Source organism: Caulobacter vibrioides, from assembly GCF_002310375.3.
Classification (GTDB): domain Bacteria; phylum Pseudomonadota; class Alphaproteobacteria; order Caulobacterales; family Caulobacteraceae; genus Caulobacter; species Caulobacter vibrioides_D.
In genome coordinates this window covers 3,528,500-3,552,434 of sequence record NZ_CP023315.3, presented here as the reverse complement: position 1 = coordinate 3,552,434, position 23,935 = coordinate 3,528,500, and the positions used below count along the sequence as shown (strand labels likewise).

Annotated in this window: 21 protein-coding genes; all 21 read left to right on the top strand. The window is 65.9% G+C overall.

Going from position 1 to position 23,935, the window contains the following annotated elements; genetic code table 11:
* Positions 1 to 209: 209 nt before the first annotated feature.
* Positions 210 to 890 carry a hypothetical protein gene (locus tag CA606_RS16705; RefSeq protein ID WP_181242648.1) on the top strand — a complete coding sequence of 227 codons (681 nt, stop codon included), beginning with the start codon at positions 210 to 212 and terminating at the stop codon, positions 888 to 890.
* Positions 887 to 3,103 (top strand): terminase gpA endonuclease subunit, encoded by a 2,217-nt coding sequence (locus CA606_RS16700; protein WP_096053506.1) that lies wholly within the window; start codon positions 887 to 889, stop codon positions 3,101 to 3,103. Before CA606_RS16705 ends, CA606_RS16700 begins: the two co-directional genes overlap by 4 nt.
* The gene (locus CA606_RS16695; RefSeq protein ID WP_096053507.1) at positions 3,103 to 3,351 is read left to right on the top strand and encodes a hypothetical protein; all 249 of its coding nucleotides are present in this window, start codon (positions 3,103 to 3,105) and stop codon (positions 3,349 to 3,351) included. The genes CA606_RS16700 and CA606_RS16695 overlap by 1 nt, the downstream gene beginning before the upstream one ends.
* 1 nt (position 3,352) lies before the next feature.
* Positions 3,353 to 4,972: a phage portal protein gene (locus tag CA606_RS16690; protein ID WP_096053508.1), complete on the top strand. Its 1,620-nt coding sequence runs from the start codon at positions 3,353 to 3,355 to the stop codon at positions 4,970 to 4,972.
* An 11-nt stretch (positions 4,973 to 4,983) separates the two neighbouring features.
* The gene (locus CA606_RS16685; RefSeq protein WP_096053509.1) at positions 4,984 to 6,465 is read left to right on the top strand and encodes a S49 family peptidase; all 1,482 of its coding nucleotides are present in this window, start codon (positions 4,984 to 4,986) and stop codon (positions 6,463 to 6,465) included.
* Positions 6,466 to 6,571: 106 nt separating this feature from the next.
* Entirely contained in the window at positions 6,572 to 7,234 is a 663-nt protein-coding gene (locus CA606_RS16680; RefSeq protein WP_096053510.1) for a head decoration protein, read from the top strand.
* A gap of 72 nt (positions 7,235 to 7,306) precedes the next feature.
* Positions 7,307 to 8,332 carry a major capsid protein gene (locus CA606_RS16675; protein WP_096053511.1) on the top strand — a complete coding sequence of 342 codons (1,026 nt, stop codon included), beginning with the start codon at positions 7,307 to 7,309 and terminating at the stop codon, positions 8,330 to 8,332.
* Between the two features lie 73 nt (positions 8,333 to 8,405).
* On the top strand, positions 8,406 to 8,966 hold the full coding sequence (locus tag CA606_RS16670; protein WP_096053512.1) for a hypothetical protein: 561 nt from the start codon (positions 8,406 to 8,408) through the stop codon (positions 8,964 to 8,966).
* Positions 8,966 to 9,337: a hypothetical protein gene (locus CA606_RS16665; RefSeq protein ID WP_096053513.1), complete on the top strand. Its 372-nt coding sequence runs from the start codon at positions 8,966 to 8,968 to the stop codon at positions 9,335 to 9,337. Before CA606_RS16670 ends, CA606_RS16665 begins: the two co-directional genes overlap by 1 nt.
* Positions 9,327 to 10,148: a DUF6441 family protein gene (locus tag CA606_RS16660; protein ID WP_096053514.1), complete on the top strand. Its 822-nt coding sequence runs from the start codon at positions 9,327 to 9,329 to the stop codon at positions 10,146 to 10,148. The genes CA606_RS16665 and CA606_RS16660 overlap by 11 nt, the downstream gene beginning before the upstream one ends.
* Positions 10,145 to 10,591, top strand: coding sequence for a hypothetical protein (locus tag CA606_RS16655; protein ID WP_181242647.1), 447 nt, complete (start codon positions 10,145 to 10,147; stop codon positions 10,589 to 10,591). The genes CA606_RS16660 and CA606_RS16655 overlap by 4 nt, the downstream gene beginning before the upstream one ends.
* Positions 10,592 to 10,599: 8 nt before the next feature.
* Positions 10,600 to 10,872 carry a hypothetical protein gene (locus CA606_RS16650; RefSeq protein ID WP_096053516.1) on the top strand — a complete coding sequence of 91 codons (273 nt, stop codon included), beginning with the start codon at positions 10,600 to 10,602 and terminating at the stop codon, positions 10,870 to 10,872.
* A gap of 23 nt (positions 10,873 to 10,895) precedes the next feature.
* Positions 10,896 to 11,876: a hypothetical protein gene (locus tag CA606_RS16645; protein ID WP_096053517.1), complete on the top strand. Its 981-nt coding sequence runs from the start codon at positions 10,896 to 10,898 to the stop codon at positions 11,874 to 11,876.
* Positions 11,877 to 11,879: 3 nt separating this feature from the next.
* Positions 11,880 to 12,320 carry a hypothetical protein gene (locus tag CA606_RS16640; protein WP_096053518.1) on the top strand — a complete coding sequence of 147 codons (441 nt, stop codon included), beginning with the start codon at positions 11,880 to 11,882 and terminating at the stop codon, positions 12,318 to 12,320.
* A gap of 330 nt (positions 12,321 to 12,650) precedes the next feature.
* The gene (locus CA606_RS16635) at positions 12,651 to 15,209 is read left to right on the top strand and encodes a hypothetical protein (RefSeq protein WP_096053519.1); all 2,559 of its coding nucleotides are present in this window, start codon (positions 12,651 to 12,653) and stop codon (positions 15,207 to 15,209) included.
* Between the two features lies 1 nt (position 15,210).
* Entirely contained in the window at positions 15,211 to 15,567 is a 357-nt protein-coding gene (locus CA606_RS16630; protein ID WP_096053520.1) for a hypothetical protein, read from the top strand.
* The gene (locus CA606_RS16625) at positions 15,564 to 16,064 is read left to right on the top strand and encodes a hypothetical protein (RefSeq protein WP_181242646.1); all 501 of its coding nucleotides are present in this window, start codon (positions 15,564 to 15,566) and stop codon (positions 16,062 to 16,064) included. The genes CA606_RS16630 and CA606_RS16625 overlap by 4 nt, the downstream gene beginning before the upstream one ends.
* Positions 16,061 to 16,543, top strand: a complete 483-nt coding sequence (locus CA606_RS16620; protein ID WP_096053522.1) for a C40 family peptidase — start codon at positions 16,061 to 16,063, stop codon at positions 16,541 to 16,543. The genes CA606_RS16625 and CA606_RS16620 overlap by 4 nt, the downstream gene beginning before the upstream one ends.
* Positions 16,533 to 20,360 carry a TipJ family phage tail tip protein gene (gene gpJ, locus CA606_RS16615; RefSeq protein WP_096053523.1) on the top strand — a complete coding sequence of 1,276 codons (3,828 nt, stop codon included), beginning with the start codon at positions 16,533 to 16,535 and terminating at the stop codon, positions 20,358 to 20,360. Before CA606_RS16620 ends, gpJ begins: the two co-directional genes overlap by 11 nt.
* A 15-nt stretch (positions 20,361 to 20,375) precedes the next feature.
* Positions 20,376 to 23,459 (top strand): hypothetical protein, encoded by a 3,084-nt coding sequence (locus tag CA606_RS16610; RefSeq protein ID WP_096053524.1) that lies wholly within the window; start codon positions 20,376 to 20,378, stop codon positions 23,457 to 23,459.
* A complete protein-coding gene (locus CA606_RS16605) occupies positions 23,459 to 23,920 on the top strand; it encodes a hypothetical protein (RefSeq protein WP_096053525.1) in 462 nt (153 codons plus the stop codon). The genes CA606_RS16610 and CA606_RS16605 overlap by 1 nt, the downstream gene beginning before the upstream one ends.
* Positions 23,921 to 23,935: the final 15 nt, after the last annotated feature.

Sequence of the window (23,935 nt, the reverse complement as noted above, 5' to 3'; positions counted from 1 at the left end):
GATCGTGCGGGCTTTTTCGTGCCTAAAGGCAACATCGGCGATCCGATCGCGCGGCGGATCGTCCGCTGACGAGGCCCTCGGCCTACCTTCGCGGGTCCTTCCGGGCCTCTGAGGGATACGGCGCGTTCAAAGTCGCGCTCGCTTTCTTGTGTGAGCCGCGCGCAAAGGCGCACGGATTGCACGTTTCCCTTCATCACGGTTGAGCACACATGTCCGGTCCTATCGGGCGGGTGTCAGTGGCTCGCGCCGCCGAGCTGCTGACGGCTGCCGGCGACGTCATCGAGCGGTCGGCCCTCTCGCGGTATTGCGACGCCCATAGCCTGAAGCTGGGGAAAGTCGGCCGCGAGGTCATGGTCGACTTTGAGGCCGTGCGCGATCACCGAAAGAACAACTACACCCGGTCGGTGATGAGCGGTGAGGCGCTGCATAGCGTTCCCGCCACCGAGGCCGCGCCGCCGACGCCCAATCCCACGTCGGCGGCGCGGGACGAGCCCGTCAAGCTGGACGAGCATCGCCAGCTCAAGGCTGTCCAGTTGCGTCGCGAGCTTCGCGAAGAGGCCGCCGAGGAAGGTAAGCTGACCGATGTGGCTGAGGTCGACGCCGGTGCAGCAGAGGCGATCGTCGAGATGCGCGCCGCGTTTGTCGAGGTTCGCGCCGATTTCGCTGAACGTCTGGCGGCGGAGCTTGGCCTGCCGTCTGAGAAGGTTCGCACCCTACGAGCGGCCCTCAAGCGATACGACCGTGTTGGTCAGGATCGCTTCGCGACGCGGATCGGCAAGGCGCTGGCTGCTGGCAACGAGAGCACGGGCGAGGCCCTGGATAGGCTGATGACGCTCGCCGCGCACGCGGTTCGGCTGCGCGCTGGCAAGGCGAACGCTGCCGTCGCATGAGCGCGCTTCGATCGCAGTTCCCTGGCCTGGCGGTCGGGTGGGCGGTGATGTTCTCGGCGGTCGCCGCCAACGCGACGCCGCCAGTCGAACAAACCGTCTCGGTCTGGTCCGACGAGTATCGGTACATCTCGCCAGAGTCTGGCGCGAGGATCACCGGCCGGTGGAAGACCAGCGTCGCGCCGTACATGCGGCGGCCGATGGACGTCAGCGGCGTCGATCATCCTTGCGGATCGGTCTGGCTGCGATGGTCGGCAAAGACCGGAAAGACGCAGGTCTTCCTAAACTCGGCGATGCACTGCATCGACACCGCGCCGCGTTCGGCCATGGTCGTTTGCGCTAGCGATCAAAAGCAGAAGGACTTCGAGAAGGAAGTCTTCTCGCCGAACATCCGGGCCTCGCCCAAGGTCGGTCTGAAGATCATGGCCGTGAAGGCCGGGGCCGAGAACAGCTCGACCAAGTACCACAAGCGGTTTCGCGGCGGCTTCCTCAAGATCGCGAACGCCGGTTCCGAAGCCCAGCTTCAGCAGTCCGACATCGGCCTGCTGATCTTCGAAGAGCCCTCGTCCTATCCTCGCGATGTCGGCGGCCGGGGTTCGCCGATCCGTCAGGCCCGGACCCGGACACTGGCCTGGGGCGATGACGCCAAGGAGTTGGGTGGCGGCACGCCCAAGTTCGTCGGCGACTGCCCAGTCACGGTCGAGATCGAACGGCGTACGCACGAAAAGTACTACGTTCCCTGCCCGCACTGTAACGCCAAGCAGCTCCTGCTTTGGGAGAACATGCAGTTCGAGGGCGGACGACCGTTCTTCATCTGCCAATCGAACAGTTGCGGCCAGTCTATCGGCCACGAGCATAAGCGCTGGATGCTGGACCAGGCCGACGCCGGAAACGGAGGTTGGCTGGCTTGCTTTCAGCACCAGAGGTCGGACGGCACACCGGATCTTGAACATCCGAACATCCCGCCGCCGCCCTGCATCGAACACGGCGCGTGGGAATACTGGCTAGGCCGCCGGGGTCCGGACTGTCAGGGCGCCCTCCTCGAGGGGCGCGACCCGTCCTTCGACGGTATCTGGCAGGCCTATTCGCCGTTCACGACCTGGTCGCGGATCTTCGTCGAGTTCGACGAGGCGATGAAGTCCGATGATCCCGAGGCCCTGGTCACGTTCTGGCAGCAGGTGCTCGGGCTGCCGTTCGAGGCGGCTTACGATCGACCCGCGACCGCGCGCCTCTACGAGAAGCGCGCCGAGGCGGCGGCCATCGCGATGGTCGAGCGCGGGCGCATCCCGCCCTGGGCTTGGACGGTCTTCTTGGGCGTCGACCTTCAAGGTGACCGAATTGAATGGGCGGTCTGGGTAGTTGGTCCCTCGGGTCCGCTGCCCGAGGGCGCCAAGGGAAGGCGTTACGCACGGATCGACAGCGGGATCATCCCGATCCCGCCGATTGATCCCAGAGCTTGGTCAGAGCTAGCCGACATCACCAAGCGAACCTATGAAGGCGACGCTTGTCGGCCGATCGGTTTTGACCGCGTGGGCGTCGATACGGGCGGGCACCACACGAACCGAGCCTACGTGTTCTGCATGGGCCGCCCGAACGTGATGGCGCTGAAGGGCGCGTCCGAGAAAGAACAGAAGCAGGTCTTCCCCATTGAGGCCGGTACCCGCCGAAAGGCCAAGGTTGGACGCCGCGTTGTCGGCGAGGTCCAACTCTATCTGGTCGGCACGCACAATATCAAAAAGGAAATCTACTTCGGCCTGGCCCAAACCCTGGCCGGTGTCGAGCTTGGCGAGCATCTGTCCGGATCAGTGACGCTAGAGGGCACAGCCTCTGAGCTGGATTTCCAGCAGATGACGGCCGAAGTGCTGCTGCCGCCGGACCCGTCGAAAAAGCCGCCTCGGAAGTACGAGATCTGGGAACCGGTCAAGGGTGTCCGCAACGAGCAGTTGGACATGGCCGTCTACTGCCACGCGATCGCCTGGTCGTTCCTGCCCGACGTGATGACCGAGGAAGACTGGAAGCGGCTGATCGCGGATCGGCGGCGAGAGCCGTCGCGTGAAGGGCAGCTACCGCTCGAGGGTCTGTGGTCAGCCGCTCCGGCCCTGCCACCCACGAACACGCCTGCCGCGGCTCCCGAACGCCGTTCGGCGCCTGCCGGCGATCCCGTCGACAACGTCCACCCGCTGCTCAAGCTTGCACGCGACATGAGAGGAACCTGATGGCCAACTGGCTCGAAAATCTGGAACTGGCGACAGCCCGGTTGGCCGCGCTGGAGGCTGCGGAGCTTGACCGCTTCAAGGGCGTCCAGGTCAAGTCGGTGAAGTACGAGGTCGGCGGCGTCGAATACGCCGATCCGGTTTCGATGCAGGAACTGTCCCGGGCGATCTTCGAGGCGCGCTCGATCGTCAATCGCCTTGGTGGCGGCGTCGTCAGCGGCGGCGCGATTACGCCGACGTTCGGGGCCTAGTATGGATCGGCAACTTCTCGGCCCGACGGGCTCCCCGCTTCCGCAAGGGATCGGCGCCGCCGTCCGCGCCATGGCTAACCGCGAGGGCACCGACCTGTCGTTCAATGTCGGCTACAAGGCCGGCCAGACGCGTGGTCAGGATGTCGGCGGATGGCTGCCGTCGCAGCAATCGGCCGACGCGAGTTGGCTCTGGTCACGAGACCTGGCGGTCGCGCGCACGCGCGAGCTGATGCAGAACGAGCCCTGGGCTCAGGGCGGCGTCGATCGCAAACTTGACATGCTGGTCGGCGCGGGCTGGCGGCCGATTATCCGGCCTGATGCGCAAGCCTTGGGCATCACCGAAGAACAGGCTCAAACGCTCGGGTCGCAGATCGAAAGCAACTACCGGCTCTGGGGTGAAGATCCGCTGTGTCGGTGCGACGCTGAGGACACACTGACCGCATCATGGCTGCTCTACCTTCAAGTGATGGAGGCGGAGGTCACGGGCGACGGTGTCTCTGTTTTGCGCATGCGCGAGCGGCCGGGCTGGGGTTTCCGAACCTGCGTCCAGGTCCTGGACAGCGACCGTCTATCCAACCCCAATGGCGTCGCTGACGATGATCATATTCGCGGTGGCGTCGAGAAGGACCGCTACAACGCCCCGATCGCCTACCACTTCCGCAACGCCCACCCTGGTGATGTTCTAGGCTCGACATCTAAGTCCATGACTTGGGAGCGGGTCGAGCGCAACGAGCCGTACGGTCGGCCCAAGGTCACTCACCTGTTCGAAAAGCGTCGGCCTGGCCAGTCGCGCGGTGTCTCCCGTCTGGTGGCTGGGCTGGCGCGCTTCAAGGGTGCGTCGCGGCTCACTGACAACGAGCTGGCCAACAGCACGATCAACTCTCTGTTCGCGGGGACGATCGTTTCAAGCTTCGATCCGGCCGTCGCTCAAGATCACCTGATGTCGTCGGCGACCGCCGGCTACCAGGATCTGCGGCAAAAATTCTACGAGACCGCCGATCCGCGCCTTGCCGGTGCGAGGATCCAGCACCTGTTCCCGGGCGACGAGCTGAAGTTCCTCACGACGCCGCGTGAAACGGTCGCGTTCGAAAGCTTTACGACCGTCTTCCTGCGGTCGATCGCCTCGTCGCTGGGCATCACCTACGAGCAGATCGCCATGGACTGGTCGAAGGTGAACTATTCCTCGGCGCGCGCGGCGCTGATCGAGGTCTGGCGCGGCATCCAACGCCAGCGCTCGATGGTGGCGATGATGGTGGCTACGCCGTGGCTGCTCGCCGTCACCGAGGATGGCATCGACCAAGGCAAGATCGAACTTCCCAACGGTGCGACCTGGGAGGACCTCTATGAGCGTCCCGCCGCCTATCTGCGCGGCCGTTGGCTGGGTCCGGCACGGGGCTGGGTCGATCCGGTCAAGGAGCCCGCCGGTGCGATCCTGCAAGTCGAGGCGGGCTTCAACAACTGGGAAGATGTCGCGGCCGAGCAGGGTATCGACTTCGACCTGAACCTCGCGGGCCTGAAGCGTCAAAAGGGGATGTGGCACGACGCTGGTCTGACCCCTCCCGCCCTGGCCGCCATGATGGCGATGCGGGGCACGTCTGAAGACGACAAGCCAAACCCCTAGGGACACCTCAAATGCGCAATCCCGCTCTTCTGGCGGCCGAGCTGACCGGCCGACCATTGCTGATGCTCGAAAGCTCGGTGCTGCCCTATGCCCAGATGCTGGGCGTGGTGGCGACCGGCGAACGGCGTTCGGCTCTATCGGCGTTCATCGGCGGCGCGCGCCGCCTTTTCCGCGCCGAGGCTTCCGCCGAGCACGATGGCGCGTGCGTCACCGAGCCGATGGTCGCCCTGCCGCGCTGGATGGGTGAGCCTGAGCACATCGGCTTTGGCTGGGCGCTGAAGGATGGCGTCGGTGTCATTGAAGTCGATGGCCCGCTGATGGAAGAGGGCTTTGGCTGGGGCGACTGCTGGTATCACGGCTATGACACCCTGCTGATGGCGTTCGAGGAGATGGCCGCCGACGCGAATGTGCGGGCTGTCTTTGGGCGCATCCGCTGCAATGGCGGTATTGCCGCTGCTGGTTTGCCGCAGCTCGCCAAGTTTCTTCGAGAAAATCGCGCCAAGGCGGGCGGCAAGCCCATCTGGTTTTTCTGCGAGCGGGCCTATTCGGCGGCGTACTGGATCGTCGCCCAAGGTGATCATGTTGTCGCCGCCCGCGAGAGCGGCGTCGGATCGATCGGCGCGGTCATTGGCCACTGTGAGGCGAGCAAGGGTCTCTCTGCCGACGGTCTCACCATCACCAAGTTCAAGTTCGGCCTGAAAAAGACCGATGGCGCTTGGGACGAGCCGCTCTCGGAGACGGCGAAGACTGATTTGAACGCGGATGTGCAGCAGTGCGGCCGCTGGTTCGTCGCCGACGTGCTCAAGGGCCGCGAAAACCTGACCGAAGAGGTCGTGATCGGCACCCAGGCCGGCTGCTTCTACGGCGACAGCGACGATCCGGCCTATTCGGCGCTCAAGGTCGGGCTGATCGACGCCGTGATGACCGAGCGCGAGGCGTTTGAGGCCCTGAAGGCCTCGCTTGCGACCCCGATTTCCCCTGCCCCGCCCGCCAAGGCGCCCGGGGCTCTATCCCCCGCGAAGGAGACTGACGTGAAGCGCAGTGAAGTCCTGGCTGGCTTGAAAAAGGCCGGCCTCAACAATGATCAGATCCGGGCCGCCATGGCCGAAATGCCCGAAGATGGCGAAGACGCTGCGCCCGAGGGCGAAGACCAGGCCGATGACACCGAGGTCGAGGATGAGGCCGAGGCTGAAGGCGGCGAAGACGAGCCGGCCGCCAAGGTCAACGCCAAGGTCGCCCAGGCTGTGCTCGACCTGCCTGAAGCGCGTGGTCGCGAGAAGCTGGCCAAGAAGCTGGCCTTCCAACCGGGCATGACGGTTGCGGCCGCCAAGGAGCTGCTGGCTTCGGCGGGCAAGGAGACCGGCCTCGCCGATCGTGTTCGCGACCCGAACCTGGCTCCGAGCGGCGGCACGCTCGACGCCGCTCTGACCAAGCGCCTCGATCCTGAGGCCATCTATCGCCGCCGTAAGGCGTCGACCTCGCGCGCCGCCTAGCGCCCGAGCGGGCGCTAGGCGTCCCGACCCGTTGCGAGCCGGGTTCGCTCGCAATCCTCCCCCGAAAAATCGCCGGCTATCCGGCCCCTCTTGAGGAGACCGCGTCATGTCCGTCATGACCGAACGCCGCTCTGCCGGCGAACACATCATCTCGGAAGCGCCCGGTGCGCTGAGCCGAGACACCATCGTCATCGCGCCCAACCAGGATCTGCTGGCTGGGCAGGTTCTGGGGCAGGTGACGATCGGCGCTCTCACCGCCACGCTCACGGCCGAGGCTGGCAATACCGGCAACGGCGCGGCGCCGACCATCACAGTCGCGGTCGGCACGCCGATCGGGGCCTACAAGATGCGGATCATCGAACCGGCCGCCAACGCCGGGTCGTTCGTGATCTCCGATCCCGGCGGTGTCGATATCGGGCATGGCGTCGTCGGCGCGGCCTTCAATATCGGCGGCCTCAGCGGGACCTTCCCGGATGGCGCGACCGACTACGTCGCCGGCGACGCCTGGACGATGCTGGTCGCGGACGCGGCGCACGTCAACGAAGGTCAGTACAAGCCTCATGATCCTGCGGCGACCGATGGCACCCAGGTCGCTACCGCGATCCTGTTCGCGCCCGTGAAGACCGCCGTCGGCGTGACCCAGAAAGCCGTCGTCCACAACCTCAACTGCGAGGTCAAGGCCGCCCTCCTGGCGTGGAACGGTCACACCACCAACCAGAAGAACGCCGCCCTGGCCAGCCTGCGAACCCAGGGCGTCAAGGCCCGCTAAGGCGGGCCTGCCATCCATCGGCCTCGCGGGACCGCGTCGGCCAAGACCCACATTTCACAGAAAGGTTCGACCATGTCCTTGGTCAACGTGTTCCGCAGCAGCCTGTTCACCATGATGGACCTGACTGCCGCCATCAACGAAAGCGAAACGCCTCCGCAGCGCTTCGCCGAGCTGGGCATCTTCGAAGAGCGCGGCGTGCGAACGACGTCGATCTTCATCGAGAAGAAGGGCTCGACGCTCCAGATCGTGCCGACCAGCCCGCGCGGTGCGCCCGGTACGCCGATGTCGACCAACAAGCGCGAAGGTCGCGAGTTCCGCATCCCGCACATCTCGGTCACTGACGAGATCCTGGCCGATGAAGTCCAGGACGTTCGCGCCTTCGGTTCGGAAAGCGACCTGGTCGGCGTGCAGCAGGTTCGCGGCGAGAAGAACCAGAACATGGCGATGTCGCTGGACAACACCCTGGAATATCACCGCCTCGGCGCCATCCAGGGCGTGGTGCTCGATGCCGATGGTTCGGTCATCTACGACTACTTCGACGAGTTCGGCATCGCCGAGCCGGACACGGTCTACTTCGATCTGGGCGCCGCCTGGGCTGAAGCCGACGGCGGTCGCATTCGCGGCCTGATCGGCGACGTGAAGAACAACATGCGGCGCGCTCTGAAGAACAGCGCCGTGCGAGGCGTCCACATCATGTGCGGCGAGGATTTCTTCCGCGACGCCTCGAACCATCCCGAAATGCGCGAAACCTATCTGGCGCAGCAGGAAGCGGCCGATCTGCGCGGCAGCGACGCTCTGGACATCTTCCGCTATGGCGGCGCGGTGTTCGAGCAGTATCCCGGCTACGGCGATGTCGAGATCGCTCCGGATGAAGCCCGCTTCATTCCGCTGGGCGTGCCCAAGCTGTTCCAGACGGTGTTCGCGCCGGCGCCTTGGTTCAGCGCCGTCAACCGGATCGGCCTGCCGCGCTACGCCATGGCCTCGCTGGATAAGACCGGCGAGAAGCAGATCGACCTCGAGGCGCAGTCGAACCCGCTGAACATCTGCACCCGTCCCGAGGTGCTGTTCAAGGCCAGCTCCGCCGCCGATCCCGGCTAACGCTTCCTCCCGCCTGCCGCCGCCCGGCAATCCGGGCGGCGGGTCTTTTCACCTTTTCTGAAGGAGGCGAAGCATGCGCTCGCTTCACATGATGGCGGCGGTGTCCGCCATGGCCCTGATGGCGGCCGACAAGGGCTCGGGCGGCAAGTCCGACGCGCCCGATCTGTTGGCGGATCAGGCTGATCCAGGCGTCGCTTTGGCCGCTGCCAACGCTCACGTCGAGACTCTGCAGGCCGAGATCGGCGAGCTGACCTCCAAGCTTGAAACTGTGACCAAGGAGCGCGACGAAGCGCTATCGGCCGGCGCGACTGCGATCGGCGAGCTGAAGCAGGAGGTCGTTCGTCTTGGCGATCTCGTCGCTGAGCGCGGCCGCGATCTGGCGTCGGCGCGCGATGTCATCACCGAGCTGGACGCCAAGCTTTCGGAGGCCGGCGCGCCCGCGCCCCGTCGCACGGCGTCGCGTCCCGCTGATGGTCACTACGTGTTGCAGACCTCGAAGATCGAGGATCTGGCGCGGGGGCGGATCATCACGGTCGGCGCGACTAAGGCCGCCAAGTGGCTTGCCGCGGGCAAGATCCGGCAAGCCACGGTCGCCGAGGTTGAAAACGCTCGGCAAGAGATCGTGCATCTCTGATGCGACCTGAGCACGCCGCCCGCGTCGCGAACGCCGTTCGCGATCACCTCTGGTCCGATCTGGAAGTCTGCCCGCCCTCGGGCGGCTGGCGCACGGTTCGCGGCGCGGTGCGGCGTGACTGGGTCGAGGAGACGATAGACGGGTTTGTCAGCCGCACGGGCGTCATCGCCGACGCTGTGCATCTCGACGCCGCTGACTATCAGCCGGTGACAGCGCTCGCTCGGCCGGGAAAGACCTGGTGGGTGCGCTATCGCGACGAGCTGGGCGTGCTCTGCGTCAAGCGGTTGTCCGAAGACATGAAGCCGAAGCCGGGTGGCCGGTTCCTCTGGGGGCCGCTGGCGATGCCCGATCGGGAAGACGTTGTTCCGTGATTTTCGCATTGAGCTGGCGCTCAAGGGTGATCTAGAGGCCTGGGCGGCGCGGACGAAGGTCCAGCTCCTCACCGGCATCCGCGATGCTGCCTATGAGGAAGGGCGCGCGGATCTCGAATGGCTGCGTGCGGAGGTCAAGCAAGCAGGGCTAGGCGAAGGCCTGGCCAATGCTTGGCGAATGGATTTCAAGCCCGCCAAGGGCCTCAGCTACGCGCCTGCCGTCTTTTTGTACAGCAAGGCGGCGCACATCATTGACGCCTTCACCCGAGCGGAGCCGATCAAGGGCAAGCCCTTCATCGCGATTCCTATAGAGGGAAGCCCTGCTGACGCTCTGCGGATAAAGCGCGGTCAGAAGCGCACCGAGGAGATCGAGCGCCGCTATGGGCCGATGCGGGTAGTCGCCTTGAAGGGCGGCGGCCTGATGCTGGTCGCCCGGGGACGAGCGACAGCGGACGGCGGCGTCACCCGTCTCACCCGGCGTCGGGCGACCGGGACGGAAAACTATTTCACGCCGCTGAACCAGAAGAACCAGGTCGACATCCCGATGTTCTGGCTGGTCCCGGATGTGCATCTGACGCACCGCCTGGATTGGCCAAAGCAGGTGCCCGAGATGCGTCGCAGCTTTGCTGGGCGCGTGGAAAGCAACCTCCGGAAACGCCTGTCCACCGATACCCAGGCCTCCAGGGACTGGCGCGAAATGCCCGCGATGATGGTCGATGACTGGGGGCGTCCTATTACGGCGTCGGGTCCTGCCGGCTTGTACGGCGCGGCGCTGGCCGACTGGCAAGACAAGAATGGATGGGGAACTTGAGCAAGATCATCACGGGTCAGGGCGCAATCGTCGCGGCCCTCGCGCTAGCCTTTCCCGACGTCGTGGTTCGCAACGGCGAGGCCCTCAGCGAGGACTGGGGCGGCGAGTGGCTCAACGTCGTCAAGGCTCCTGCGCCGCCGCAAATCCTCAACGAGGTGCTCGGCCTGGGCGAGGATCTGGTCGAGGTCGAGTTCGCTCAGGTCTACCATGTGGAGTATATCGTGCGGCGCGCGGATGATGGTCATCGCGCCGCTCGCTTCAGCGCGGGTCTGGCGGCGATCCAGACGGCCTTGCATGCCGATCGTACCCTGGGTGGCCTCGCGCGCGCGCTGGTCATCGGGCCGCCGAATTTCGAGAACCATCGCTTCGCCTACGACGCCAAGTCTTCGGCTGTCGTCATCCCCGTCCGCGTCACCTACGCGGGTCATTCTCCGATCGACTGAGGTTATCCATGACCAAGATTGCCAAATCGGCGGAAGCCGAGCACGAAGCCGCGCCTGAAGCGGAAGGCAAGTCTCAAGCCTTTCCGAACGTCCCGGCCCCGACCGTCGGCGTCGCACCTGCGGCGGCCCATGCCGTGCTGTTGCGGGCGACGAACGGCGTTCGCCGCGGTGGCGTCGTGCGGGGCGCGCCGACGGCCATCTCCGCCCTGATCGCCAGGCAAGACGCCCGCGCCGCCACTGAAACCGACATCGCCATCGCTGGCCGTGTCATCGACCTCTAAGTCCTGACCCTGGAGCCTCGCTCATGACCGCCACCATCTTGCAGTCGCAATCGCGCGGCCGCGCCGTCCAGACCCGTTTGGCCTTTGAGGCGACGGCTGGCGTTCTTGCGACCTCGGGCTGGAAGCCCGTGCGCTTCTACACGCTCACCGCCGGCATGGATCGTCCGCTGGTGAAAGATGACCAGCTCGGCCTGGCCATGAACAACGCGCGTGACGCCACCAAGCGCCGTAAGGGTCTGCCGGGCGGGTCTCTGCGTCGTACGACGCCGATCAACCTGACGGAGGCTGGATACTGGCTTTCGGCGGCTATGGCGCGTGCGGCGCCGACCGGCGCCAATGGCGATTACGTCCATGCCTTCACGTCGGGCGGCAATCCGACCCAGACCCTGAGCCTGTCGCACCTTTGGGAAACCGGCGATGTCTCGACCGATATCGGAGCCGCCGTCGCCGAGCTGTCGATCTCTGCGGCGAAGACCGACCAGGCTGCACGCTTCAACATGACGATGGTTGGCCTTGGCGAGGTCGAGGGCGAAGCCTGGCCGGCCGGTACGGTCGCTGCTGCTGCGGCGGCGGATGACTTTTCCGACTGGCGTTGGCGCGTGCTGTGGAATGATGTCGCGATCGGCACGGCCCTGAATATCGACGTCAATCTCAACCTCGGTGTCGAGCGCGTGAACGGTCTGGACGGTGACGAGTGGCCGTCATTCCACCATTTCGGCGAAATCGATCCGAGTGGCAGCTTCCGCCTCTATGGCCAGGGCAAGGCGTTCCGCGACTTCGCCGACACCGACGATGTCGGCGTCCTGACGCTGGAGGCGACCCATCCTGACGATGAGGAGAACCGTTTCTTCCGCATCGCGACGGCCGGCGTCCAAGTCAGCAAGCCGCAGCGTGAAGTTTCGGGCGGCGGTCAGACCTCGGCGAGCTTTAACTTCGGCGCTTCGCAGGACGCCGATACGCCGGCCGTCACGATCGAGCTGGGCAACGGCGTGGCGTCGTACTGATCCATGCGCAAGGCTGACAAAGAGGCTCTGGCGGATCTCGGGCTTGAGGTTGACGACGCTCCGCGCGACGTCAACCTCAATCTCGGCGTCGTGCTCACCCTTCGCCCCCCCGAAAGCCCTGACTGGTCAAAAGCTCGTTCAAGGGTCGCGCGTGTCGTCGAGGGGCGTGATGCGATCGTAAAGGCTGCTGAGACCTATGGATGGTCGGGCAGCGATGTGCGGGATGTCATTGAAGACAGCGATACGTGGGAGATCGCGTTCGCGCACATGCTGTACAGCGAGCTGGCGGTCGAAATCGTCAGTGCGATCAGGTCGTCAAACGGATCTAGTGCGCCCACGCGCGCAGTCCTTGCCCCGCTGCTGCGGCTAGAGGGTAACCTGACGCTGTTTCGCCAGGCGGTCGACGCCGCATCGGACGGTTTGATCAAGTCAAAAAAAGAGTAGCCGCCCTCGCTGAGTATCTGTTCGGCGGTGGCGGCGAACACTGTCGCGGATGTCGGCAGATGGGGCGGCCTTGTCGCGAAACGACGGGCTGCCCTGAAGATGCGAACCGGCCGATCCATAGTGCCGAGCGGGCGGCGTTTGCGATCGCTGGGCAGGCGGGGGCGTGGCGGCAACCCGCACATCCTCGCTTCAAGGATCGAAGGCCGTCGCTCGATTGGCCGGCCTGTCAAGTAATCCACGATCCGGCCCTGGCGCCCTGGAACCAAGTTCGTCCTCTGCTCGCCGCTCTAGAGGTTGGCGCGCGTAAGGGCGTTCCGGAGACTTCCGAAGATGACGATTGATGTCGCCGTCCGCCTCGGCCTTGAGGGCGGTCAGGCCGCCACCCGCGGTATTGAAGATTTCGGTGCAAAGGGCGCGAAATCCTTCAAAGAAATGCGTCGGGAGGCTTCGGCTCTGCCGCCCCACCTTGTTGCGGTGTCGCGCGGTGTCGGCGCCGTCAAGGATAAGGTCGATGATCTAGCAGCGAGCACTGGTGCGTTCGGCAGCGTTGCGGAGTCCTTCGGCAAGTACGGTCTCTTCATATCGGCGGGCGCAGCGGCTCTCGGCTTGGCGGCCGGCTATGCAAAGACGGCGATCGAGGGCGCTGTCGCCTACGGCGATGCGATCGGCGACGCTTCGCAGAAGCTCGGCGTAGGCGCTGGCATGTTGCAAGAATACCGCTTCGCGATGATCAAGGTGGGCGGTGAGGCCGGTGACGCTGACGCCGCAATCGGTGGCTTTACCAAGACGCTCGGCTTGGCCGAAGCGGGCTATAAAAAGTCACTCGCCGCATTCAAGCAGCTTGGCTTCTCGCGACAGGACATCAAGTCGTTCAAGGATGTCGACGAGGCTCTGCGCGCGGTGGCCGAGCGCGTCGCCAACCTGGGCAACGAGCGTCAGCGTCAGGCAATCGCCGAGAAGCTTGGGCTAGGTCCGATGATCCCCCTCTTGCGGGAGGGTGCGGATGGCATGGCCGAGCTTTTCCAGCGCGCCCGTGACCTCGGTTGGGTGATGAGTGACGAGGTCATCGCCAAGGCTGGGGATGCTGCGGATCAGCTTGAAGATCTTAAGCAGGTTATTGATGTGCAGCTCAACACAGCCCTGATCGAGGCGGCTCCGCTGCTGGTGTCGATGAGTGGGGCGATGGTCGATGGTGCAAAGAGCGCTGGTCAGTTCGCTCAGGAGCTGACGTCTCTCAAGTCGTTGATCGACGACTGGATTGCGAGCCGGCCTTCCGTAAAGCTCTCGTTCGAGGTCACTTGGAAGTTTCTGAACAAGGTCGAGGACTTCTTCCAGGGCATCAGCAAGGGCTCTCTGGAGAAGCTGGGCTTCAACAAGCTGTACCTCGACCAGTTCTATGGCGACGCCAAGGATTTCCCTGCCGACGATGGCGGCGCGGTTGCGGACCGTCGATCTGGTGCAGACGGCTCCAAGCAAGGTGATCGTCCAAAGGGAACCGGTCAGCTTGGTTCGGTTGGCGCCGAGGAGGACGCGGCGCGCGCGGCCGCCAATGCTCAGCGTGAGCGGAAGCGGGCTCTTGAAGCGTCAGCGCGCACCACGTCGGCCATCGCCGCCGCAGACGCGCGCGAGCTGGCGGCGCAACGCCAATATGCTGGCACGCTGGAGCAGATGCTCGAAACCGAGCTGGCGGCCCTGGATGACGCTCAGGCGCGCCGCATGGCGGAAATCGACCGTGACGCGGCCGAGGGCCGGCTGGACAAGCTGAAGGTCGCCGAGCTGAAGCGGGCGGAAGCGGACGCCTATGCGGCTGAGCGTGAAGTGCTCCAGCGGCGCGCGTTCGACGATACGCAGCAGCGACGCCTGGCGGACGAAAAGGCTCTGGCGGAGGTGACCCAGCAGCTTCTCGGCCTGGCTTCGGCCGGCGCGCGGACCGCCGAGGAGCGCCGCGCGATCGAGCTGGAGATCCTGGAAAGCCAGCAGAAGATCGCCAAGGCCGAGCTGGAGCGGGCTCTCGCCGCCGACGGCGCGCATGACGAGGCCTGGAAGGACGCTCGCCGGAATGATCAGCAGCGTCTGTTCGACGCTCAGCGTGGATCGGTCGAGCGCGGCACGATGGGGCCGCTGGAAAGCTATGCCGACCGGCTGGTGCGAACCAATGCCGAGGTGAAGGAGAGTCTGCAGGCTGTCGCGGTCGATGGCTTCAAAATGCTGAACGACGGCATCGTCGATGCAACCCTCAATGCCGGGACCTTGGGCGATGTCTTCGCCGATGTCGGCAAGATGATCGTGGCTTCACTGGAGCACGTCGTGATCCAGATGCTGGTCATCAAGCCGATGGTCGACGCGCTGATGCGCAGCGTCAACGGCGGCGGTGGCGGGGGTTTCTTGAACACCCTGATCAGCGGCGTGGGTACGGCCTTGGGTGGGGCTCTTGGCGCGCCTCGGATCTCGGCGGCGTCGGCTGCGGATCTCGGCGGCGCGAACCTGGTGGCGCAACTCAGCAAGGGTCGTGCGGGTGGTGGCCCGGTCTATCGCGGCGATGTCCGGCCAATCCATGAGCAAGGCTTCGAGCGTATCGCGGCCTTCTCGAGGGACAGCTACGTCATGGACGCGGCGCGGACGGCGCGCGAGATCGCCGATAGCTCCGTGTCCTCGCGTCACGGCGGCGAGCGGCCTGTCTCCGTCTCGCTGAACAACAACGCGCCGATGCCTCTGCAAGCCACGGCGACCGAGCGTGACGATGGCGCGGGCGGTCGGCGTCTGGACATTGACCTGGTCGAACTGATCGACAGCCGGGTCTCCAAAGGCAAGCGCGAGATGTTCGACGGCTCGATGGACAGCGCGTTCCAGTCGAAGTTCGGCATCCGCCCCAGATTGAACGGAGGTTGATATGACCGCTCCGGCATGGCCGGCGGACAAGGGGCGCGTGCTCGCCGATGGGTTTCGCGACACCTTCCCAACCCTGGTCCAGCGCTCCGACGTTGACGCAGGACCGGCGAAGCAGCGTCGCACGACCACGGCGGCAAGCCATACTGTTGATGCCGTCTACAAGATGACGTCGGCCGAGCGGCAGTGGTTCAGTGGGTTCTATTTCGGCGAGGCGGCTGGTGGCGGTGTGTGGTTCGACTGGTATCATCCGGTCGAGCAGCAGACGGTTCTGGCGCGGTTCGTTCGGGATGCGCCGCCCTCCTATGAGCCCTGGAAGCCTGACTGGCGCGTCAGCGTTCGGCTGGAGTGGCGGCCGTGACCAGCAATGCGGTTCACGCCTCCGTAAAGGGTGACGGATCCTCGGATATCCTGGTCGAGCTGGTGACGTTGGAGCATCCGACGTTCGATGCGCCGATCTACGTCTGCAATGTCGCCGAGGAAGGCTATCGGCTGACCAGCCAGGAACGTGAGTTCATCGCCTATCCGTTCGCTCTGTCGTGGCCGGAAAACGGCCCTGACAATCCGTTCAGCGGCGCGAAGTTCACGATCAACAATGTCGTAGCCCAGGACGGCACCGACGAGCCTTTGTTGCTGGCGGCTTTGCGCGGGTTGCCCGATTGGGCGCGCGTACGGTTTGAGCTGGTGCGCGTTATCGCGCCCGACGTGATCGAGCAGCGGACGACGCGGCTGCGGTTGGCGGGTTTGAGCTACGCCGAGACGACGATCACCGGCGAGCTGCGCATGCCCAGCTTTGTAGACCGTCGGGCGGGCGGCAGCTTCTCGCCGGACACCTATCGGCACCTGCGCGCCGGATGAAGCCGCCAAAAGGGGCGAACGCCGTTCGCCGCGCGCCGACGATCGCGGGCGATGACGCCTGGATCGCTCGCTACATGCCGGTCCCGTTCGTGGAGCATGGGCGGTCGTTCCGGGGCTGTGACTGCCGGGGTCAGCACTACCTGATCCTGGAGCACGAGCTTGGCGTGCGGGTGCCTGAGCCTGACGATCTTTACCGCGGCGTCGATCGTCGAGACGCCGAAGACATCGCCGCCTTCGTGCGGGCTCAGGCCTCGCTCTGGCGCCGCGTTGAGCCCGACGAGAACGGCTATCCGCGCTTCGCCCTGCTGCTGTTTCTGGTGGCTGGGCTTCCCACGCATGTCGGCACGTCCTTGGGCGGCCGACGGTTCATTCACACCCAGAAGGGCTGCGGCGCGCGCACGGCCTCGCTCGACGAGGCTGAGCCCGGCGAGGCGTTCTGGGGGTCCCGGTTGGAGGGGGCTTACGTTTATGGCGGTTGACGCCCTGATGGATCGCAAGACCTCGCTGGTGGTCTCGCCTCGCCCGCTCGCGCGCGAGGAAGAGGTCAGCCTGCACGCGTTGCCCGAGGGTTTGAGCCTGGCGGAGATGGTGGTCTCGCTTGAGGTCTCTGGCACGCTGGACCCGGCCCTGCGGCCTTGGGTTCGGATCTCCGTCTCCGGCGTCAAGGTTTCAGCAGGCGATTGGTCCGGCTTGCGGCCTCGCGCCGATGACACGGTCGTGCTCGAGGTTGCGCCGATGGCAGGGTCGAACGCCGTTCGCACCCTGTTGCAGATCGCTGTCATCGCGCTGTCGGTCTGGGTTCCTGGCGCGATCGGCTTGTCGGGCTTGGCGGCCGCTGGTGCGACAGCGGCTGTCAATGTCGGCGGCATGATCGCCGTCAACGCCATCGCGCCGATCAAACAGCCTGAGGTCGCGGGTCGCGAGCAGCGCTATTCGCTGGACGCCGGATCGAACGCCGCGCGACCGCATGAGGCGATCCCGATCATCATGGGGCGTCGGCGGATCTATCCGCCGCGTTGCGCGAACTGGTACACGGTCACGGTCAACAACACGGTCTATCTGCGTCAGATGTTCCAACCCTGCGTGACGTGGGTGGATCATGAGGGCGCGCGGATTGGCCAGACCGATCTTGCCAGCTTCGAGGGCGTCAATGTCCGCTGGTCGACGCGCCATGACGAGGGTTTGGAGCCGATCTGGTTTCAGCGAACGCCTGCCGAGGATAGCCTCGCGCTTCCCGTGAAGCAGGCCTCGGGATGGATCACCCGGGCCGCGCCGCTGGAAAGCGACGCCCTGTCGATCGATGTCGCCTTCATGGCGGGCCTCTTCGAAACCAAGGAAAGCAGCGGGAACCCCAAGAACCGGAGCGTGACGTTCGAGTTCCGCTATGGACCTCGCGGCGGTGATCCGTCGTCGGCGGCGCCGTGTCCTTTTGCGGGCGCGGGCGGTCTTCTGACTTTCACGCGCGACAAGCTGGACAGCTATCGCTTGGGCTGGGAATGGCCGGTCGCGCGCGGCCAGTACGACGTGCATGTGCGCCGCATCACCAACGAGGAAAGCAACAATCCCAAGATCAGCGACGAGCTGACCTGGATCTGCATCCGTTCGTTCCGCGACGAGGCGCCGGTTCGCGATCTGGCGTCCAAGCCGTGGATCGAGCTGGAATTGCAGGCCAGTGACCAGTTGAACGGCGTCCCTAACGACTTCAACTTCATCGCCACCAGCATCGTGCCCGAGGCGACGGCGACGGGGCCTGGCGATCTGATCGTCAGCCGCAATCCTGCCGACCTGTTCCTGGCCGCCAGCTATCCGCCGATGTCGGATGTCGAGCTGGACGACGATGAGCGCGCCTTTGCCGCTATCGCGGATTGGCGGGCCACCTGTGAACAGCAGGGCTGGATGTGCGATCTGGCTGAGGCCAGCGAAATGTCGGTCGGTGAACTGCTCCAGCGAACGGCAGCCGCCGGGCGGGCGCGGCCGACGCTGGACTATGGGGCTCTGTCCGTCGTCGTCGATTGGGAAAAGCCGCTGCCTCGCCAGATGTTCACGCCGCGCAATGTGTCGGGGTTCCGGGGTGATCTGGTCTATCCGGCGCCGGTCCATGCGCTTCGCGTGCGGTTCGCCAACGCCGAGAAGGACTTCGCCGACGATGTCGTGACGGTGTTCGGGCAAAAGCCTGACGGCACGTTCTATGACCTCGACACGGCCGATAAGTATGAGCGGGTCGAGGTGCGCGACAAGGTCGATGCGGACGCTGTCGTCCTCGAGGGTGCTCGCATGCTGGCCGAGCGTGTGTTGCGACCGGAGAAGTTCAGCTTCGAGCAAGATGTCGAGTACCTGACGATCCGCGAGGGCGACCGTGCGTGGCTTGCTCACCATGTCGCTCTGGTCGGCGAGATCACCGGCCGCGTTCGAGCCCGCGTCACCGATGAAAGCGATCCTTCGCTGAAGGGGCTGCGCCTGGACGAGCTGGTCACCATGGTCGCGGGGCGGTCCTATGATCTGGCGTGGCGCCCCTCGGCCGATGCGGCGCTTGAGGTCTTCCCACTGGAGACCTTGCCTGGGCAGTCCGACATCGTCTGGTTCGCTGCGCCGATCCCGTCGATTGGCGACCAGCCCTTGCCGGGAGATCAGGTCACGGTCTTCGATCATGCCGTCGAGCTGCTCGATGTCGTTGTCGATCGCATTGCGCCAAAGGAGGGCCTCAAGGCCTCGATCACCTGCGTGCCCTACGCCGAGGCGCTGCAAAGCGTAGGCGATGAGCCCATTCCGGCTTATCGCACGGGCGTGAGCCGCCCTCCGACGCTGGGTGGCGCTGTCGTCGTCCGTCGCGATGGGCGCGCGATCGAGAAGGTGATCGACGCGCTTGCGGAGGGTGTGTCTCAAGCTGGCAACGGTGTCGATATCATCGCCGAACAGGTCGGGGCGATTGAGGCTGCCTCCCGCAAGGCGCAGCTCGATATCCTGGACGCGCGGATGAAGGCGCTGGGCGACCTGAAGGCGTTTGAGGCGATCCTGCGCCAGGTGCTGTCGGGCAAGCCGCTGGGCGAGGTGATCGCCGAACAGCGTCAGGTGCTGATCGACACCAACGTCGTGGTCGGAAACAACACCGCCGCCATCGCCAGCGAGGCCGTGGCGCGGCAGACGGCGATCTCGGCCGAGGCCTATCAGCGCACCGTGCTGGCCACCGACTACAACGGCTTCAAAGCCACGACCTCGGCCGAGCTGATCAGCATTTCGACCGCCACCAGCACCGTGGCGGCCAACCTGGCGACGGTCTCGACCGACTATAACGGCTTCAAGGCCAGCGCCTCGGCCACGCTGATCAGCGTTTCCAACGCCACCAGCGCCACGGCGGCGAGCCTGGCGGCCCTGGAGTCGACCGTGGCGGCCAACAAGGCCAGCGCGGACGCTGGGCTGTTGACGGTGGCCAGCGACGTCAGCGCGCTCTCGACGCAATACACATCGCTCGACGCCACGGTGGCGGCCAACAAGGCCTCCGCAGACTCGAGCCTTTCGGTTCTCACCACCAACGTGTCGGCGGCGGCCTCACAGATCACGACGCTGCAATCCAATGTGACCGGCCTGTCGGCGACGGTCTCGTCGCAGGCCTCAACCCTGGCCGATGTGGCCAGCAAGGTCGCGGTGGCGCGGTTCGTGGTCGAGGCGGCGGCGTCGGGCGGCCGGCCGGCGCGCCTGGCGCTCTATAGCGACAGCCTGGGCGGCTCAAACATCGCCCTGTCGGCGGCCAAGATCTATTTCGGCGACAACACGGTGCTTGACGACGCCAGCGACACGCTGCGCAGCGATCTGGGCTCTGCCGCGTACATCCAGGCCTGGGGTGAGGCGTTCGGGGCAAGCTCGGATCTGCTGTTGTGGTTCGGGCCGAACGGGATCGGTCACTGGGCCGCCAGCCGGTCAAACGCCTATTTCTACCTGGCCAAGACAGCGCCCTATCTCGGCGGTTCGGCCGTGCCGACCGGCGGCGGCAGCGGCGGCTTTGAGGTCAACCTGTCGACGCCCCTGGTCTCAGGTAACCGCTTCGGCACGGGCTCGGCGACAACGGACACCGTCACGGCCACCACGTCGGGCGGCGACGGTACGGTGACCTACAGCTGGGCCTATCTGTCCGGGGCGAGCTTCTCGCCGTCGTCGACTACGGGCGACGCGGTCGCGTTCACGGGCTCGATCACGGCGCTTGGCCAGACGCTGGACGGCTATTGGCGCGTCACCGCCCGTGACTCGGCCGGGCATGTCGCCTTCGCCGACGTGCGCATCCTGATCTCCGAAAACTCCTAACCGGTGGAGCCTTCCATGACCACGACGCCCACCCAGCACGCGACGGCGATCGCCGCCGCCATCGCCGCCTTTCACGCGGGCGGGTCGCAATCGGCGCTGGCCAGCGCGCTGGCTACGGCGCTCGAGGCCTATGACGACGTCGGCGGCCTGGCCGAGCGCATCGAGGCGCTGATCACCGAAAATGCGACGATCATCGACTCGCTGCTGCTGTTCACGCCCAAGGGCACTGTGGATCTGGTCAGCAACCTGCCGACCGGCGAAGCGCTGGGCGCGTTCTACATCGTGACGTCGGGTGAGTTTGCGGGCCACGGCTATGTGCTCTCGGCCGGTGGCTGGGAAGATCTGGGGCTGGTGCGCGGCGCGTCGGCCTATCAGGTGTGGCGTGATCAGCCGGGCAACTCGGGCAAGACCGAGGCGGAGTATCTGACCTGGTTGGCCAACGCTCAGATCGAAGCGGTGACCGATGCGGTGCAGCCGCTGGTGGACGACGCCGAGGCGGCCGCGACGGCGGCGGCGGGCTCTGCCAGTACGGCCAGCACCAAGGCCGGCGAGGCCTCGACCAGCGCCACGGCGGCTGCGACGGCCAGGACGGCCGCGCAGACGGCGCAGGGCTTGGCGGAAGACGCCCGCGATGACGCGCAGGCGGCCGCCACGGCGGCCTCGGGTTCGGCGGGTACGGCCACCACCAAGGCGGGCGAGGCCTCGACCAGCGCCACGGCGGCGGCTTCGGCGAGGACGGCTGCGCAGACGGCGCAGGGCCTGGCGGAAGACGCCCGCGATGATGCGCAGGCGGCCGCCACGGCGGCCTCGGGTTCGGCGGGCGCGGCTACGACCAAGGCCGGCGAGGCCTCGACCAGCGCCACGGCGGCGGCGGCGGCCAAGGCGGCTGCGGAGACGGCGCAGGGCCTGGCGGAAGACGCCCGCGATGATGCGCAGGCGGCCGCCACGGCGGCCTCGGGTTCGGCGGGCACGGCTACGACCAAGGCCGGCGAGGCCTCGACCAGCGCGACGGCGGCGGCGGCGGCGCGGGCTGCGGCCGAGGCCGCCCGCGATGCGGCCGAAGCCATCGTCGGCGGCGACTTCATCGCCCGGCCGGGCGGCACGACCCTTTCCGGCAAGGTGGCGATCTTCACGGCGGCTGACGGCGGGACAGTAGAAGGCCGCCCGATCGGCTCGGCGACGGCGACTGATATCCTGGACCGGCAGACCGGCGACGCGCGCTTCCAGCCTCTGAACGCCGCACTGACGAACCTGGCGACGGCCAACTGGAGCAGCACGACCACGGGCCGCCTCACCAGCGTCGCGGGCACCAGTTCGACTGGTTTCATGGTTCAGGGCAGCAGCTCATCTCTCAACGCCCGCCGGACGCTGACCAGCGCCGATGCAGGCATCGCGATCACCAACGGCAACGGTGTATCGGGCAACCCGGTCTTCACCTTGGGGCGGGCCACCGAGGCGCAGGGCATCGCGGGGACCGACAACCTCCTGGCGATGACGGCCTTGTCGACCAAGGCCGCTGTGGACGCCGCGATCACGGCTCTGAACTACACGACCAGCCCGATTGCAGCCTCGCGCCTGACCGGCGTGATCGACACCGCGAACCTGCCGGCTGTGGTGATCAACGACACGTTCGAGGTCGGATCTCAGGCCGCCATGCTGGCCTTGACCGCGCAGCGCGGCGACATCGCGATCCGGACCGACGAGAACAGGACCTATGTCTTGTCCACGGACAGTCCGTCGACCCTGGCCGACTGGAAGTGGATGCGGACGCCGACCGACCTGGTCCTGTCGGTCGCCGGTCTGACCGGGGCTATCACCCAAGCGGCGCTGAAAACCGCTTTGGCGATGGGCATTTCAGACGTGTCGGGACTGGCGACCGCGTTGGCGGGCAAGCAGGCCGCCTCCGAGGTGCTGGCAGACCTGGCGGCGCTGACCGGTGGCGCGGTCGGCCAGACGATCAAGAAGACCGCCGATGGCTTCGAGTTCGGCGATGGTGGCGGGGTTGGCGTCGAGATCGGTGACACCTTCTTCAGTAACCGATCGACCTTCCCGGCCGGGATCGTTCCGGCCGATGGCGCGACCTATCTGGCGTCCAGCTATTCAGCGGCGGCGGCGATTTTCCCGCCGGTGTTCGGCGCCGCGCCGACCGCGACGACGGCGACCGGCTCGTCATCGCTGGGCGGAAGCTACGCGGGCAACGCATCTCTAAGCGCCGCGAACGGCCGTCTGTTTCTGAGCGGGGCTTCGCTTTATGGGAACGTGCTGCTCGAGATTACAAGCCTGTCGCCCTATACGACCCGAACGATCAATATCGGCGCGACAGGTGCGGTCGGGCCTGTGGCCTATGCCTTTGGCAAGTATATCAGCGCCGACTTCAACTACTTCCGTCACTCGGCCACGGGCCTGACCGGCGAGTGGACCCAGGGCACGGCGTTGAACGCCAGCGTCTACGCCTTCGCCTACGGAAACGGCGTTCTGCTGGCGGCGACGTCAGACGGCATGTGGCGCACGACGGACGGCGTTTCCTGGACGAAGGTCACGGCTTGGGGCTCCAACACCCTGCCTCACGGGGTGGCCTTTGCGAACGGCTACTTCATGGCGTTCTATTCTGGCTCGGGCAGCGGGATGCGCTCGGCCGATGGCCTGACCTGGGCGTCCACAACCAGTCCGTCGGTCGCGCCACAAGGCCTGGTCTGGGAGGCTAACGGCTATTTCGTCATCGGCGACAGTGTGACGCTCGGGCGCTTCAGGTACTCGACGGACGCCTTGACCTGGTCGTCGGTGGATGTGGGCGGCACGACCGGTGACTCTCAGGCCATGATCCATGCCGGCGGCCTCTACTGCGCGCTTAAGAGCTATTCGCTGCATATCGCGAGCAGCATCACCGGACCCTGGACCGAGCTGTCGAACACAGACGCAAACGTCATGAACCGCCTTGTCTATGGGCTGGGCGCGTTCGTCGCGCCCCAGCGCTACGACTACTACAGCGTGCGATATGCGCCCTACGCCCCCGCATCGCCGGCGCAGTTCTACGTGCCCAGCGTGGCTGCGATCGGAACCGGCGCCGCCAAAGCCAAAGCCTATTCGAGGATCGCGTGATGTGGACCGTCAAACTGGATGCGCATGGCTATCTGCTCGCCGACGCGATCGAAGTCGTCGACCTGGCCGCGCCGTGCCTGCCGGGCTGGACCTTTGTAGAGACCGAGCCGCCGGCGGTGGAGCCGGGCGCGTTCGCGCGCCTGGGCGCCGATGGGGCGTGGTCGATCGACCTCGAGGCGCCGCCGGTCACCGTCACGCCTCTGCCGGCCGAAGTGCCCATGCACAAGATCCTCAAGGCGGCGCTGATCACGCCCTGGCCGGGCTTTGACAATCTCGACGCAGCGATACGAGCGGCGTTCGCATCGCTGCCGCATCCGAAGAGCGTTCTGGCCCTGGCCGAGTATGCGCGTGCGCAGAACTTCGTCACCGCCGGCGTCACAACCGAGAGCACGAAGGCGGCGCTGGGCATGTCTGACCAGCAGTTCCGCGACCTGGTGATCCTGGCCGACAGCATGGCCTGACGGCCTTTTCGAAAC